Here is a 14,220-nt window from a genome sequence, read left to right on the forward strand (position 1 = left end):
GAGAATGGTTGTCCCTGGGCGAATGGCTATCTGGCCGTTCTTGGCGCGACGTGGCTCGCCCCAGTAGCGCCGAATCTCCTCCGGGTTGTCTAGATGGAGAATCTCGACGTTTGCATCGCCCTGAAAGTACCACTCACCCAGACGGCAATCATAGGAATTGGTTCCGAGCTGGCGCTCATCAAAAGGTTCGATAACGATGTTGCCACGTGCAAGCTCCTCTTTGATCCGCTTATCCGATAGCAGCATAGATGATCATTTCCTCCGCGCTGGATGAACTGGCTCTACGAACCACCGCCATGAGCTGGCTCCTGAACTGGACTAGTCAGGAGCTGGCAGGAAGGAGAGCGACGATGTGGCTGCTATGGTATCACATCTGAGCCATTTTGTCTGCACGCCTGGCCGTCTGGTCCCGGCTCATCCGGCTGGGACAGCGGAGCAGGCCCTCGCTGCTGGGCGCAGAGCGCTTGCCAGATGCCTGCCATCAGCTGCTCTCGGGCTGGCCTCTCCGCCAGGGCCTGAGCAGTAAAAGGGAAGAAAGCGCGGTCCCGGCTATGGCGCTTGAGCCAGCGACTGATGATCATAATCTGGTCGATCTCTGCCTGTCCCACTGTAGCGGGCGGAGTTGGTAGAGTGGCGGCCCTGGTCAGCAACCTGTCCAGTACCTGGCGTGTGGCCTGCTCCTCGTGAGGGACTCGTTGGAGTTCAAGCAGTCGACCGTGACGGATCAGAAAGATCTCGTTGTGGCCCTCCCAGGCCGAAGGGTAGGCGATGAGCAGGTTATTGCTGGTAACGGCGCTGCTGATCAGGCGTTGGCTGATCAGCACCTCCTCTGCGCTCTGGAGCATATCGCGCAGGAGGGCGGCCCGCTCGTAGTGGAGGGCCTGGGCGGCCTCCTCCATCTGGCGACGCACGTGGACCAGCAGCTCGGGGCGTTCCCCCGCTAGAAAGGCGCAAACCTCCTCGATCAGTGGCTGGTAACGGGCTGGATCGAGCTGGCCAGTGCAGGGAGCCAGGCAGCGCCCCAAATGGTAACGGAGACAGGGCGCGCTGGGCGTTCCTTCGGGCGGTAAGGGGCGATTGCAGGTTGCCAGCGGAAAAAGGCGCTGAAGCAACTCAAGTGTCAGAGTCAGGCTGCGTTCGCTACGGAAAGGGCCGAGGTAGCGGGCCCCCTCGGCCCCTGGGGCGTGGGTAATGGCAAGGCGTGGGAAAGGATGCTGCACGTCGATCTGTAAGAAAGGATAGTGTTCGTAATCGCGCAGCTGAATGTTGTAGGGGGGCTGCAGCTCTTTGATCAGCTGGGACTCAACGAGCAGCGCCTCCAGCTCAGAGCCGAGAGGGCGCGTCTCGATGACCTGCACCTGCTGGAGCAGGCTATCGATTCTGGGCCTGACGCCTGGTCGATGGTGATAGTAGGAGGCCAGACGAGTCTTTAAGCAGCGGGCCTTGCCCACGTAGAGCACCTGGCCCGCGCCATCTTTCATCAGGTAGACGCCAGGCTGGGCAGGAAAAGTACGGCGCCAGGCAGGGTTGAGCCAGAGCCCCCCAGAAAGGGACTTCCGGGCAATGGCAGATCGCTCTGGCCGGCTCAGCTGCCTGGCCTGCTCTGGGCTGCGTTCTTCCTGCCAACTGAGAGTAGGCCATAGAGATCGCTGTAGCTCTCCGTAGGTCGTTATGCCCTCCTGGCGGGCCAACTGCAGCAGCTTGACAAAGATCAGGGCGGTCGCCTTGGCGTCTGCCAGCGCCCGATGGGGAGTCGTCAGGGGGACATGCAGCCGACGGGCGAGGGCCACTAAGCTAAAATGGCGCTGGTCAGGTAAGAGACGGCGAGCCAGCGTCAGGACATCGATCCCTTCGAGGGGCAGGCGTACCTTGAGCGGGGCCGCCTCGTAGGCGAGAAAATGCAGGTCGAAGTCCAGGTTGTGCCCGACGGGAATCGCTCCAGCGCAGAAGCGCAGCAGCTCAGGCAACACTACCTCGATCGGCGGCGCCTCCGCCAGAGCCTGCTCATCGATCCCAGTCAAGCGTACAATAGCTGCTGGCACTGGCCGCCCGGGATTCACCAGGCTGTGGAATTGCCCGCGGAGCTGCTCACCTTGCAAGCGCCAGGCTCCAAGCTCAATAATGCGGTCTCGCCCGGCTCTCAGTCCAGTGGTCTCGCTATCCAGGACGACAAAGTCAAGTTGCTGCAGCTCGCGTTGCCAGAGACTCCAGATGGCGGGCTGCCAGCGTCCGGCAGGATCGCGCTCAAAGAGATCGGAGCTTGCCAGCAGCTGAGCGAGCGACTGGCGTGAGGGAATCTCGCAAGCCAGCTCCTCCCTCTCCTGGAGACCTTGAATGAGCCTCTCCTCACTCAGCGGCTCGCTTGCCGCCTGGAGCACGGCATAGATCTCTCGCAAGATGTGGCCAGAGCTGGCTACCGGCTCTGGCTCCTCGGCATATTCCAACGATGGCCTCGACTTTGACATGGGGCGCTGCCTGTGGTGATCAACTGCTCTTCAGGCGGCCCTGAGAGCAGCGCGGCGGATCACTACCCTACCTGTCACACCCCGCCGGTACCAGAGAGGATAGCACGAGGTACGTAAGTTGACAAGGGGACGGACGAGCTGCCTCCAGATCCCACTGGGGGAGTTGCGGCCTCTCCCCGGTTCTCTGGGCGCCTGGACAATCGCGCTCTGCCCCCCAAAAGACGATCCGGGAGAGCCAGTCGGCGAGATGATATACTGATCCTATACTGCCTGGCCAGGCATGCGCCTTCCCGTCTATCCTATCAGGAAGCGCCTGGAGACGCCTGCTTTGGAGCTGGGCGATGCCCGGACCCCAGCACAGCAAGCAAGAAGAGCATTATTATCGTCATTATAATATTTTAAAATAGAAAGAGAAGTGATGGAAAATATGCAGATTCCAACGTTTCAAGATGTGTTGCGGGCCAGACAACAAATTGCGCCCTATTTGCCGCGCACACCCCTCTACAGCTACCCGGCGCTCAACGAGCTGCTCGCGGCCCAGGTCTATGTCAAACATGAGAACTATCAACCGGTGGGCGCCTTCAAAGTACGTGGGGGTGTCAACCTGATCGCGCGCCTTACGCCCGAGGAGCGGGACCGTGGGGTAATCGCGGCCTCCACTGGCAACCACGGCCAATCGGTGGCCTATGCAGCCCGTCTCTTCGGGGTCAAAGCGCGCATTGTCGTCCCCGAGGGAGCGAATCCGGGCAAAGTAGCGGCCATGCGTGGCATGGGAGCAGACGTCATCTTTCATGGTCCGACCTATGATGAAGCCAAGGCCCACTGCGAAGAGCTGGCCCGGCAGCAGGGCTACCGTTACATTCACTCGGGCGACGAGCCTTTGCTGATTGCAGGAGTAGCGACCCTGACGCTGGAGATCCTGGAGGACTGTCCTGACCTGGAGGTGCTCATTGTTCCCATCGGCGGCGGCAGCGGTGCCGCAGGGGCCTGTCTGGTAGCTCACACCATCAGCCCTGGCCTGCGCGTCATAGGCGTCCAATCCGAGGAAGCGCCGGCGGCCTACGAATCCTGGCGCCAGCGACGGCTGGTGACCGCCCCGAATCGCACTCTGGCCGAAGGGCTGGCAACCGGGGTCTCTTTCGCCTTACCGCAGCAGATCCTGCAGGAGAAGCTGCGCGAATTCCTCCTGGTCTCCGATGAGGAAATCCTGCGCGCAATCGCCTGGATGGCTGAACTGGCCCACACGCTGGCCGAGGGGGCGGGTGCGGCGGCCCTGGCTGCAGCCTATCGCCTGCGCGACGAGCTACGGGGCAAAAAAGTTGCCCTCGTCTGCTCGGGTGGCAACGTCTCCCTAGAGCAATTACAGCGTGCCCTCGCTCTCCGCTTTCAGTAGAGCGTGTCTGAGTGCTCCGAAGGCTCCGAGCACCCCGAGCGCCGACAGCGGGGACGAGGCAGGACCAGGAGTCACAAGGGCTGAGAGCCTTCTCAGCGACAAGAGGGAACAAGCGAGATGAGCGCTACCGTTCATATTCGAGAAATCACGCTAGGCGATGCAGAGAAGTTTCTGACGCTTTGCCACCGTCTCGACCAGGAGACACACTTTATGCTACTGGAGCCTGACGAGCGCACCCTCACTCCGGACGAGCAGCGACAAGCGCTAAGAAGCCTGCTGGCCGGTGGGCGCTCGACCATTTTTGTGGCGGAAGATGGGGAAAGAGGCGAACTGGTCGGCTACCTGGCCATCGAAGGAGGAACCTATCGGCGCGAACGTCAGAGAGCCACGCTAGTCATCGGCGTCCTGCAGTCCTATACAGGCCAGGGAATCGGCAGCCGCCTCTTCCAGGAAATGGAGCGCTGGGCCCGTCAACGAGGCTTTCGTCGTCTCGAACTGACCGTCATGGTCCATAATCAGCGGGCGCTGGCCCTCTATCTGCGGCAAGGCTTTATGATCGAGGGCCTGCGCCGTCAGGCTCTGTTCGTCGACGGGCGCTATGTCGATGAATACTACATGGCAAAACTGCTGGAATAAGCACTGTCCCTCAGCTCCGATGGAAAAGCGGCTCCAGCCGGTCCGTTGAACGGAACAGCTCTTTCGTCGGGGCCACAAACATGCTACAATAACAACCATGAGTGAGCTGACCTCGCGTATCGAACGCCTACAATGGCGAGTCCACGAAACGATGGTGCGCCTTTGACCTGGCGCACAAACGAGAGCACATTGCAGCTTTAGAGGCGGAGACGCTCCAAGCCGATTTCTGGTCCGACAATCGCCGGGCTCAGGCTCACATGCAGCGCCTGACGGCATTGCGTGAAGAAGTGGAGACCTGGGAGAGGCTGGAGAACCAGCTTCGGGATCTGCATGAGTTAGCGCAATTGCTAGAAGAGGAGCCAGATGCCGATCTCGAGGCTGAGGTCACGCGCTCGCTGAACGCCGCGGAGCAAGAGGTAGAACAGCTTGAGCTGGCCCTGCTCTTCAGCGGCGAGCATGACGAACGCGATGCCATTCTCAGCATCCACGCCGGCAGCGGTGGCGTCGATGCCCAGGATTGGGCTGAGATGCTGCTGCGCATGTACCTGCGCTGGGCCGAGCGGCATCGCTTCCGCACTCAGATCTATGAATACAATGAGGGCGAAGAGGCAGGAATCAAAAGCGTCACGGTCGAGATCGCGGGGCGCTACGCCTATGGCCACCTGCGCTCCGAGATTGGTACGCATCGCCTCATTCGTCTCTCGCCCTTTGATGCCGCCCATCGCCGCCATACCTCTTTTGCCCGAGTCGAGGCCATCCCCGATATTGAGGATGCCATCGAGGTGACCATTCGCCCGGAAGACCTCGATATCGACACCTATCGCTCGACCGGGGCTGGTGGCCAGCACGTCAACAAGACCGACTCGGCGGTGCGCATCCGCCATATTCCGACGGGGATTGTGGTCACCTGTCAAAATGAGCGCTCGCAGATTCAGAACCGTGAGGTGGCCATGCGCATCCTGCGGGCGCGTCTCTACGAGCTGGAGCGCCGCAAGCGTGAAGAGGAAATGGCGCGCCTAAAGGGTGAATATGTCCAGGCTGACTTTGGGACCCAGATCCGTACGGTCACCCTGCATCCGTATACGATTGTCAAGGACCATCGCACCGGCTATGAGACCAGCGATACACAGGGGTACCTGGCCGGCGATCTTGACCCTTTTATTCGCGCGTACCTCCAGATGCAAGCGCATCAGGCGGCGGCAGGGGTTCAGCCATAACCTGGCCTTGGCGGACACCTGCAGGCTTGGCGCAGGAGGAGAGATGGGCCGAGCCTGCCAGCGGTGGCCTTCTCTGCCGCCGCTGGACGGCTCGCCAGCCTCCTCTCCCTCTCTTCAAAGTGACGCAAATTCGCGCAGGCCGTAGTAGCGCTCGGGATAGCGCAGCTTGCGTAGCGCTTTCACCTCGATCTGGCGAATGCGCTCGCGCGTCAGTTTGAAGCGGGCGCTTACCTCGTCCAACGAGTGCGAACAGCCATCTTGCAGACCATAGCGCATCTCAAGAATAGTGCGCTCGCGGGGATTAAGAATCTCCATCGCCTGTTGCAGATGATCGTGTAACCGCTGGCGCGCTTCGCTGTCCTCGGGGGCCATCATACTGGGGTCCTCCAGCGTATCGGCCAGATGATACTGTTCATCGTCGGCCACCGGAGCATCGAGAGAGACTGGCTGCTCCGAGATATTGAGAAGCTCGACAATGCGCTCCTTGGGGAGGCCGACTTCGGCAGCCAACTCTTCGGGCAGCGGCTCAACGCCCTGTTCCTGATAGATGCGTCTGGCCACGCGCTTAATGCGGTAAATGAGTTCTACAACGTGCACTGGGATATGAATCGTGCGCGAATGCTCAGCGATGGCCCGACTGATGGCCTGACGAATCCACCAGGTGGCATAGGTGCTGAAGCGAAACCCGCGGCGATAGTCGAACTTCTGCGCTGCCCGCATGAGGCCGATATTCCCCTCCTGAATCATGTCGAGCAGGGGCAGCCCCTGGTTCGTGTAGCGCTTGGCAATGCTGACAACCAGGCGAAGATTCGACTCGATGAGGCGTTGGCGGGCGCGAAGATCGCCTTGGGCCACGCGCTCGGCGAGCATTAACTCCTGCTCTGCGGTCAGCAGCGGATAGGAGCCGATTTCTTTCAAGTAGAGCTTGACCGTGTCGTCGATAGCACTGCGCTCTGATGGCTCCTCGCCATCTTCGTCCTCTTCCTCCTCTTCTCCCAGCTCAGCGAGAACGGCCTCTTCGCTTTCCAGGTCGAGATCAGAAGGGCCAGATTCATCGAAAGGAGCGGCGGCCTGGTGGCTCCGTTTGCCGGAGCGCCTGGCTTGTCCTGCTCTCTTCTTTGGGTGCTGAGCCACGACAGACATATCATCCACCTCAAGCAGACCAAGATGCGTCTCTGCCTTATTTCCTCGCACTCCCATTACTCAAGCTCCTTATGGCGCAGATGAGGTCGCGTTGATCACGCTGCTCATGCAACCGATGCCAGTGGATTGAAAGGGCCGCCCTGAAGCGCATGACCAGGGACGGCGCAGGGTTTGCGCTCCCACACTTCTCTGGATTCGCAAAAAGCGTGCCAAAGGGTAAGGAAGGGTCGTGGAAAAAGGTGAGGAGACTATGCGTCTGCCTGCGCGCGGCCTGCCCGGCCTGGTCTTCGGGCGGAGAGATCGGAGAGCAGAGTGCCCGGCAGGTTAAGAGGTCCAGAGGCCTCCGCCAGGAGTCTGCCAGAGGGTGAAGAGATTTCCACCTCTGGGGAATTTTCCTCACTCGGACGGCCAGATCGGCAGTAGAGCGGGCTACAGCCCCCTGGCTCAAGGTGCCAGGCCAGGTCAGGCCGGGGCTTGCCTCTCCCTGGTATGCTAATGTGTAGAGTGAGCAAACAGGCGGCGGAGTGGAGCAGGAGGCCAAGCACAAGAGAAGGATGCTGGTGAGGGCAAGCACGGGTGAAACGCTCAAGGCAACCCCTCCTCCTGGCCTCAGACGAGGCTGACGGTCTTTGCCCCACGCTTGCTTCTTGCTTGCCATTTCGGCAGAAACAATTGTGTGTGACGAATAGATATGTTATAATCGTGTGGTATCGAAGAGATACACGCGCGAGCGGTTGGGATTGGCCGTTCCCAGCAAAACCGACCCCTCATAGGGAAAGAGGGTGTCACACAAGAGACAATCTGTGGTATGATAGCGGCGGCATGGACTATGTATGACTGCTGTGGGGACGCGGATGCAGAGGCGGAGGCTCCCCCTCGGCTTACTTCTTCGCCCAGCCTCGCCTGGTCTCGTGGTTAGGCAGGCGAATACAATCCTCCAGAGAGAAGGAAGGAGGCGATTTCGTGGAATTCTCGTTTCCTCGGTGTCGCAAATGTAGTGAAGGTGATCTGGTTCCGCTTTCGGACTTCGGCAGCCAGGGAGCTTCTATCGAGTACAAGGCCTGGGTCTGTACCAATCCCTCTTGCCTGTACAACATCAAGATCAGAAATGGAGATATCATCATTAATGAACCCATTAGTGATGGCTCTCTCCATCAGTACCGTGGCAGCCGCTCGTGAACCGGCCTCCAGTCGCTAAAATCCCTTTCGTAGAGCAATCGACACAGTACCTGGATGGTCACGGTGGTGGGCAACAGGGATACCCGCCGCTGCCCTGCCCCCGATCCGGTTCTGTCGCGTGCAACGGGTCTCTTTGTCTGTTGAGCTGCTGAAAAGGTGCTGGCACGACGCTCTTGCTCTGCCTGATGCCTTTTCAGCGCGCGCTTGTAAAGCGAGGGCGTTCTCACCTGCCGCACGGCTCCGTCCCAGGTGAGCAGGCCCTCACTTACAAGTTCGCTCCATTCACTCGTTTCGTCCGCTGCGTCCTATCTCGATTAGCCCCGGCTTTTGGCCCTGACGGGGGCCGTTAGGGGAGACGGTGCACATCGTGCGCTCGCGCTGTTCCTGTTCCTGCCTGTTGCTCTCTGCAATTGCTTGTTGATCTGTTCGCCGCCCCGGCTGCTGGTGCCTGTGAGCTGGACCTCCCTTTACTTCTCAGCCGGGAATCGTCTACAATGAAAGCTGATGGCTGGGACCGGCATGGGGCGAGTGAAGCCTGTCAGCCTGCTGGTCTGGCCCCTTCTTGTCGTCTGCCTGGCGTTGGGCCGCCCGCCGACAGTAAGCGCCTGATCCCCGTGCTCTTCCTGGTTGCCGGGGCGGTGATCGCGGGCGCGGTGATCGCACAGGTGGGCCTTCGGCCAACCTGGCGAGGCAGCGGACAAAAGAAGAGCACAGTACGCTGTTTGCGAACGATGGAGCTGAAGCATCTGATCGCCTGAAGGAGTCGAAATCACGGTGCTTAATAGATTTTTTGGTCGTAAACCAAAAGAGGAAGAAGAAGCTGCCAAGCGCGAAGAAAGCGTTGGAGGGCAGGAGCGGAAAGGGGCGGACCCGGCGTTCGAACAGCGGCTGAGCTTCCTCAAGGCGAGCTTGAGTCGTACGCGCCGGCTCTTCGGGCGGGTCCAGGAGAGTTTCCGGCAGGATGAGCCGGTAACTGACAGCTTCTGGGATGAGCTTGAGGAGTCCCTCATTGAGGCCGACGTCGGAGCTAGCACGACAACCTGGTTGCTTGATCGCCTGCGCGAGCGGGCTGAGCAAGAGCGTTTGCGCACCACCTCACAGGTGCGACAGGCCCTGCGCGAAGAGCTGCTGGCTCTGCTCGGCAAGGCGGCACCCTTGCGCTTTGCCGCTCAGGGACCCCTGACCGTCATGCTCATCATCGGCGTCAATGGCTCGGGTAAGACCACCACGGTGGCCAAACTTGCTTACCGGCTCAAGCAGGAAGGCCATCGGGTTATCCTGGCGGCTGCCGATACCTTCCGCGCTGGAGCGATCGAGCAGCTGAAAGCCTGGGGTGAGCGCATCGATGTGCCAGTGATCAGCCAAAACCCCGGTTCTGACCCGGGGGCGGTAGTCTATGATGCCATTCAGGCCGGCCTCTCGCGCGGTCACGATGTCTTGCTGGTTGATACCGCGGGGCGCTTGCATACGAAGTTGAACCTGATGGAGGAGCTGAAGAAAATTGGCAAGGTGGTGCAGAAGTTCCTGCCCGAGGGACCCCAGGAGCTGCTGATTGTGATCGATGCAACCACGGGCCAGAATGCGCTGCTGCAGGCGCGCAAGTTCGCTGAAGATGTTGGTCCGACAGGCGTCATCATTACCAAGATGGATAGTACAGCCAAGGGTGGCTTTGCCTTTGCTGTGGCCGACGACCTGGGTGTGCCTATCAAGTTCCTTGGTACCGGTGAGAAGGTCACTGATTTAACGCCATTTGATCCTGAGAGCTTTGTAGAAGCACTGCTGGCCCAGGATGAATAAGGAAATCAAACTGCAGCTACAGAGAAAGGCAATATAAACGACGCATCGCAACGTCACACACACGAGGGTACTGTTATGGCGAAGGAAGCGGCGGGCTCTTCCGGTGGGCCGCAGCCTGAGCAGCGCTCAGGGCCGGGGGTTGCTCCCGATAATTTGATGGTCAAATGCCCCAGATGTAAGGAGATCCTCTATAGCCGAGACTGGGAGAAGAATTTAAAGGTCTGCTCCCGCTGTAACTATCACTTCCGTTTGACGGCCCATGAGCGGATCAACCTCCTGCTTGATCCCGGCAGTTTCGTGGAGCTAGATGCCGCGATGGTGTCGGTCGATCCTCTAAACTTCGTGAGCCGCTCGCAGTCCTATGCCGAGAAGCTGCAAGAAGAGCGGGCCAAGGTCGGCCTTAATGAGGGAGCGATCCGCGGCTACGGGACGATCGAGGGGCTGCCGCTCTCGTTGGCAGTGATGGATTTCCGCTTCATCGGCGGAAGCATGGGCTCGGTGGTAGGTGAAAAGGTGACGCGCGCTATCGAACTGGGCCTGGAGCGCCGTTGGCCGGTGCTGGTTGTTTCCACCTCGGGTGGGGCACGCATGCAGGAGGGTTTCTATTCACTGCTGCAGATGGCCAAGACGGTCGCCGCTCTGGCGCGTCTGGGCGAGGCTCGCATTCCTTATTTCAGCCTGATTACTGATCCGACCACAGGCGGCGTGACAGCTAGCTTTGCCATGCTCGGCGATGTGATTCTGGCCGAGCCGGGGGCCCTGATCGCCTTTGCCGGGCCGCGTGTCATCGAGCAATTTATGCATGTGAAGTTGCCCGAGGGCACAGTCAATTCCGAGTTTGTACTCCAGCATGGGATGATCGATGCTGTGGTCCATCGGCGCGAGTTGCGCGCCACGCTGGCCCGCCTGCTGCGCCTCTATAAGGTCCCAGAGGCTGCTCGGGCGCAGCAGCCGGCTTCCGCTGCGGCGCAGTCCCAGGTCGAGGCGGCGACCCTGTTGTCCCGACAGTCCTCGCAGTCGCGGGCCGAGATTGGAGGAGGTCAGGATGGTCTACGATCTTGAGTTTGAGAAGCCCCTGGCGGAGCTAGAGAAGCGCGTTGCCTCCCTGCAGCGTAAGGGGGAGCGCCTTCGCCCGGAGGAGCATGTCCAGTTGCAGGAGTACGAGCGCGAGCTGCGCCGCCGCACAGAGGAGATCTATCGCAGTCTGACGGCCTGGCAGACGGTTCAGGTAGCGCGTCACAAGGATCGTCCCTATACCGCTGATTTCATCCACCTGATGTGCGAGGAGTTCTTCGAGCTGCATGGCGATCGCCGCGTGGGTGATGATCACGCCATCATCGGTGGCCCGGCCCTCTTCAACGGGGAAACAGTGATGATCATCGGCCACGAGAAGGGGCGCGGCATGCGCGAGAAGATGCATCATAACAACGGCATGCCTCACCCAGAGGGCTACCATAAGGCCATTCGCCTCATGGAGCAGGCCGAGAAATTCGGCTATCCGGTCATCTGCCTGGTCGATACTCAGGGGGCCTTCCCTGGCCTGGAGGATGAAGAGCGGGGCCAGGGCAGCGCTATTGCGGCCAGCCTCTATGCGATGGCTCGCCTGCGCGTACCCATCATTGCGGCAGTAATTGGTGAGGGAGGAAGCGGCGGCGCTCTAGCCATCAGTGTGGCTGACCGCCTGCTGATGCTGGAATATAGTATTTATACAGTGGCCGCTCCCGAGGCCGCCGCTTCGATTATCTGGCGCGATAAGGTCTATGCCCCCCAGGCGGCAGAGGCCATGCGCATCAGCGCGCGCGAGCTGTACGCTTTGGGGCTGATCGATGAGCTGGTCCCTGAGCCCCTGGGCGGCGCTCACCATAACCATCGTCTGGCGGCGGAGAATCTCAAGACGACCCTTGTCCGTCATTTACAGGAACTGAAGCAGATTCCTATCGATCGGCTGGTGCAGATGCGCTACGAGAAGTATCGCGCTGTCGGGCCATTTGGTTTTGCCTCGTGAGCACCAGAGGAGCCTGGAACAGGCGGTTTTCTCCTGGCTCACGCGGGGCTTGACGCCAGCGGTAGACTTTTGTATACTGAAAGCTGTCAGACCGCAGAAGGGATATCCTCGCGAGCGGGCTGGCAGCTTTCCTGAGTCTGGGCAGCTACCTCTGGCTGGTGTTGCTGCTGGCTCCAGAGCCGGTGTGGCGGAACGGTATACGCGCCTGTCTCAAAAACAGGTCCCGCAAGGGTTGTGAGTTCGAGTCTCACCACCGGCACCTCCCTAAAGACATACCGCTCTTGCTCCCCTGGATTCAGCCCGGGGAGGGAGCTCCCTCCCGGCGATTGACCTCGCAGTCCCTCCCATGGTATCGCGTTCCTCGTGAAGCCAAAGGCCCTGGCTGGAAGGTCAGCAACGGCTTCGCCTCACTCCACGGGGGGACGGGCCAACCCATGTCGCAGTGCTCTCCTGTCCTGCGGGGTTGTGGGCTGCTGTCGACCAGCCCAGAAGCAGCATGGGCTGACGAGGCGGCGGGCCGGCCCCTGCGTGAGCCGGGGGGCGTTGACAGCAGAGAGGAAGAGAGCGGGATGATGCTCGACTTGTGTAGAGACTTATCCCGCTCTCCTCTTTTCGATTCTGGTCTGGCTGAGACCCGGCTCCCTAACTATGGAAGGCGAAGACGCCGAAGATGAGAGTGGCGAGTAACAGGGCGAAGAGCGTATTAAAGAGGGTGGCCAGGCCGTAGACCAGTACTGGGCGTAGTCCAGCCTCTCTGAAGCCCTCTAGCCGGAAGCCCAGACCGATGCTCACGAAGGCCAGCGTAAAGAACCAGGTCCGCAGCGCGTTAAGATCGTTGATGATCGCCTGACTGGACTGCAGCAGATGTAGATTGATCAGGACCGTCATGACCAGCGAGGCGAGAATGAAGCCGATGACGAACTTGGGGAAGCGCGTGAAGATCTCGCTCCAGCGCGGTCGCTCGCGCCCGCTGTCCCGTTCGACGCGCGTAATCCAGTAGAGGGTAAGCAGGAAGGCGATCAGGCCGATGAGTGCATTCTGCGAGAGCTTGACAACGGTGGCGTACTGCAAGGCGACCTGCCCAGCGATAGCGCCGCTCGCAGTGACGGCAGCGGTGGTATCGATGTTACCCCCGATCCAGGCCCCAGCTACTGCCTGACTAAGGTGTAGCCAGTGGGCGATGAGTGGCTGCAGGAAGATGAGTGGCAGGGAGAAGACAATTACCAGGCTGGCAACATAGCCCAACTGCTCGCGCTTGGCCTGTACCGCCGCCGCGGCAGCGATGGCCGCGCTGACGCCGCAGATCGAAACGGAGGCGGCGATCAGCGCGCGCAGATGGCGCTCTAACTTGAAGGCCCCTCCAAGGAACCAGGCCGTCAAGAAGACCGAGCTGATCAGCAGGACGGCCTGAATGATGCCCCCAACGCCAATTTTGAGCAAGTCAAAGAGGTTCAGGCCAGCCCCCAGGAGAATGACGCCTGTTTTCAGGAACAACTCGGTGCGAAAGGCCGCTGCCAGCCGCTCGCGCCAGCCCAACAGTGTCAGAATGCCATTGGCCAGAAGACCCAGGGCAATGGCATAAACGGGAAATTCAATGCTGCTGAGTGTGCGCCGGACGTTCCCACTGAAAAAGGTGGGCAGGACCTTGGTTAGCCACCACACGGCCACACTCAGCGCGAAGACGATCACCAGGGAGCCAAGCAGGGTAAGCCAGAAGGCTCCTGGCCTGCGCTCGTCTGAGGCGGAAATAACTGATGTGCTTGTGCTCACGTCTCGCTCCTCCTCTCCTTTCCTTTCCTTTCCTTTCCTGGGCCTGTGGTCCAGCTCAACAGAGTAAGCCAGGAACCAGGTCAACCGGATGAACTGATGTCTGTCTTACCAGTTACGGGATGGAATGCAGGATGCGGGCGATGATCAGAACGACCAGGGCCAGACCCAGAATGAGGGCCCACCAGTCTTCGTTCAGCAGACGATACCAGGGGCGGATAGCGGTGCTGCCGCTGGCGCTCCTAACTGGACCCTGGCCAATCCCGCCAGCGGGTACCCCCTCTGGGGACTGATCAACTTCGTTGCTCGACAATGGCAGGTTTTCCTCTGTAGCCATCGCTTTTTCCTCCTTCTCTCTTACTTGCTTGTACTTGACCCAGCGTTAGACTGGAGCGGCCCAAGACGCTCTAAATGCTGGGAGTAGAGCGGTCTGCGCCTATAAACTGGGCCTTCCTGACAGGTCTGTGACTGCTTCCTTCGGAGGGCTAACCCTCCGGCCCTCTAATGTTGATATTGTTGATTAATTTAGTAATGAAAGTGTGCCATAGCAAGAGGCTTGCTGTCAAGGTCCCGATGGGAAAGTTGGTTTTCCGGTAGAGAGAGCGAGCGAAGAGAGAC

At 60.1% G+C, this 14,220-nt stretch carries 13 protein-coding genes and 1 tRNA gene; 9 read left to right on the forward strand and 5 right to left on the reverse strand.

Features of this window, described 5'->3' with window-relative positions; all coding sequences use genetic code 11:
- Both BGC09_RS08590 and BGC09_RS08595 read right to left on the reverse strand, forming a co-directional pair.
- Positions 1-246: dCTP deaminase domain-containing protein (locus BGC09_RS08590; RefSeq protein WP_218103997.1), on the reverse strand; the 246-nt coding region annotated here is incomplete at its 3' end.
- A gap of 113 nt (positions 247-359) precedes the next feature.
- A complete protein-coding gene (locus tag BGC09_RS08595) occupies positions 360-2,465 on the reverse strand; it encodes an exonuclease domain-containing protein (RefSeq protein WP_084658198.1) in 2,106 nt (701 codons plus the stop codon).
- A 418-nt stretch (positions 2,466-2,883) separates the two neighbouring features.
- Between BGC09_RS08595 and BGC09_RS08600 the strand changes: the two genes are divergently transcribed.
- The 3 genes from BGC09_RS08600 (at position 2,884) to prfB (ending at position 5,711) form a co-directional block, all read left to right on the forward strand.
- Positions 2,884-3,858 (forward strand): threonine ammonia-lyase, encoded by a 975-nt coding sequence (locus BGC09_RS08600; protein ID WP_218103998.1) that lies wholly within the window; start codon positions 2,884-2,886, stop codon positions 3,856-3,858.
- Between the two features lie 117 nt (positions 3,859-3,975).
- The gene (locus BGC09_RS08605) at positions 3,976-4,494 is read left to right on the forward strand and encodes a GNAT family N-acetyltransferase (RefSeq protein ID WP_069803482.1); all 519 of its coding nucleotides are present in this window, start codon (positions 3,976-3,978) and stop codon (positions 4,492-4,494) included.
- Between the two features lie 97 nt (positions 4,495-4,591).
- A protein-coding gene (gene prfB, locus BGC09_RS08610) for a peptide chain release factor 2 (protein ID WP_369695679.1) occupies positions 4,592-5,711 on the forward strand; the annotation gives its coding sequence in 2 pieces (ribosomal slippage) (positions 4,592-4,657 and positions 4,659-5,711; 1,119 coding nt in all).
- A gap of 114 nt (positions 5,712-5,825) precedes the next feature.
- Here the strand turns inward: prfB and BGC09_RS08615 are convergent.
- A complete protein-coding gene (locus tag BGC09_RS08615; protein WP_069803484.1) occupies positions 5,826-6,911 on the reverse strand; it encodes a sigma-70 family RNA polymerase sigma factor in 1,086 nt (361 codons plus the stop codon).
- Positions 6,912-7,817: 906 nt separating this feature from the next.
- Between BGC09_RS08615 and BGC09_RS08620 the strand changes: the two genes are divergently transcribed.
- The 6 genes from BGC09_RS08620 (at position 7,818) to BGC09_RS08645 (ending at position 12,094) form a co-directional block, all read left to right on the forward strand.
- Positions 7,818-8,033, forward strand: a complete 216-nt coding sequence (locus BGC09_RS08620) for a hypothetical protein (RefSeq protein WP_052888209.1) — start codon at positions 7,818-7,820, stop codon at positions 8,031-8,033.
- 494 nt (positions 8,034-8,527) lie between these two features.
- Positions 8,528-8,791: a hypothetical protein gene (locus BGC09_RS08625; RefSeq protein ID WP_069803485.1), complete on the forward strand. Its 264-nt coding sequence runs from the start codon at positions 8,528-8,530 to the stop codon at positions 8,789-8,791.
- Positions 8,792-8,807: 16 nt separating this feature from the next.
- Positions 8,808-9,830: a signal recognition particle-docking protein FtsY gene (gene ftsY, locus BGC09_RS08630; protein ID WP_069803486.1), complete on the forward strand. Its 1,023-nt coding sequence runs from the start codon at positions 8,808-8,810 to the stop codon at positions 9,828-9,830.
- A gap of 75 nt (positions 9,831-9,905) precedes the next feature.
- On the forward strand, positions 9,906-10,892 hold the full coding sequence (accD, locus tag BGC09_RS08635) for an acetyl-CoA carboxylase, carboxyltransferase subunit beta (protein WP_084658202.1): 987 nt from the start codon (positions 9,906-9,908) through the stop codon (positions 10,890-10,892).
- Positions 10,876-11,835 carry an acetyl-CoA carboxylase carboxyltransferase subunit alpha gene (locus tag BGC09_RS08640; RefSeq protein WP_069803487.1) on the forward strand — a complete coding sequence of 320 codons (960 nt, stop codon included), beginning with the start codon at positions 10,876-10,878 and terminating at the stop codon, positions 11,833-11,835. The genes accD and BGC09_RS08640 overlap by 17 nt, the downstream gene beginning before the upstream one ends.
- Before the next feature lie 178 nt (positions 11,836-12,013).
- Positions 12,014-12,094, forward strand: a tRNA-Leu gene (locus BGC09_RS08645).
- 383 nt (positions 12,095-12,477) lie between these two features.
- Here BGC09_RS08645 and BGC09_RS08650 read toward each other — a convergent pair.
- Together BGC09_RS08650 and BGC09_RS08655 are read right to left on the reverse strand one after the other, a co-directional pair.
- Positions 12,478-13,605 carry a YeiH family protein gene (locus BGC09_RS08650; RefSeq protein WP_069803488.1) on the reverse strand — a complete coding sequence of 376 codons (1,128 nt, stop codon included), beginning with the start codon at positions 13,603-13,605 and terminating at the stop codon, positions 12,478-12,480.
- A 112-nt stretch (positions 13,606-13,717) separates the two neighbouring features.
- On the reverse strand, positions 13,718-13,939 hold the full coding sequence (locus BGC09_RS08655; protein ID WP_069803489.1) for a hypothetical protein: 222 nt from the start codon (positions 13,937-13,939) through the stop codon (positions 13,718-13,720).
- Positions 13,940-14,220 lie beyond the last annotated feature (281 nt).

This window comes from Thermogemmatispora onikobensis, from assembly GCF_001748285.1.
In the GTDB taxonomy this organism is placed as follows: Bacteria; Chloroflexota; Ktedonobacteria; order Ktedonobacterales; family Ktedonobacteraceae; genus Thermogemmatispora; species Thermogemmatispora onikobensis.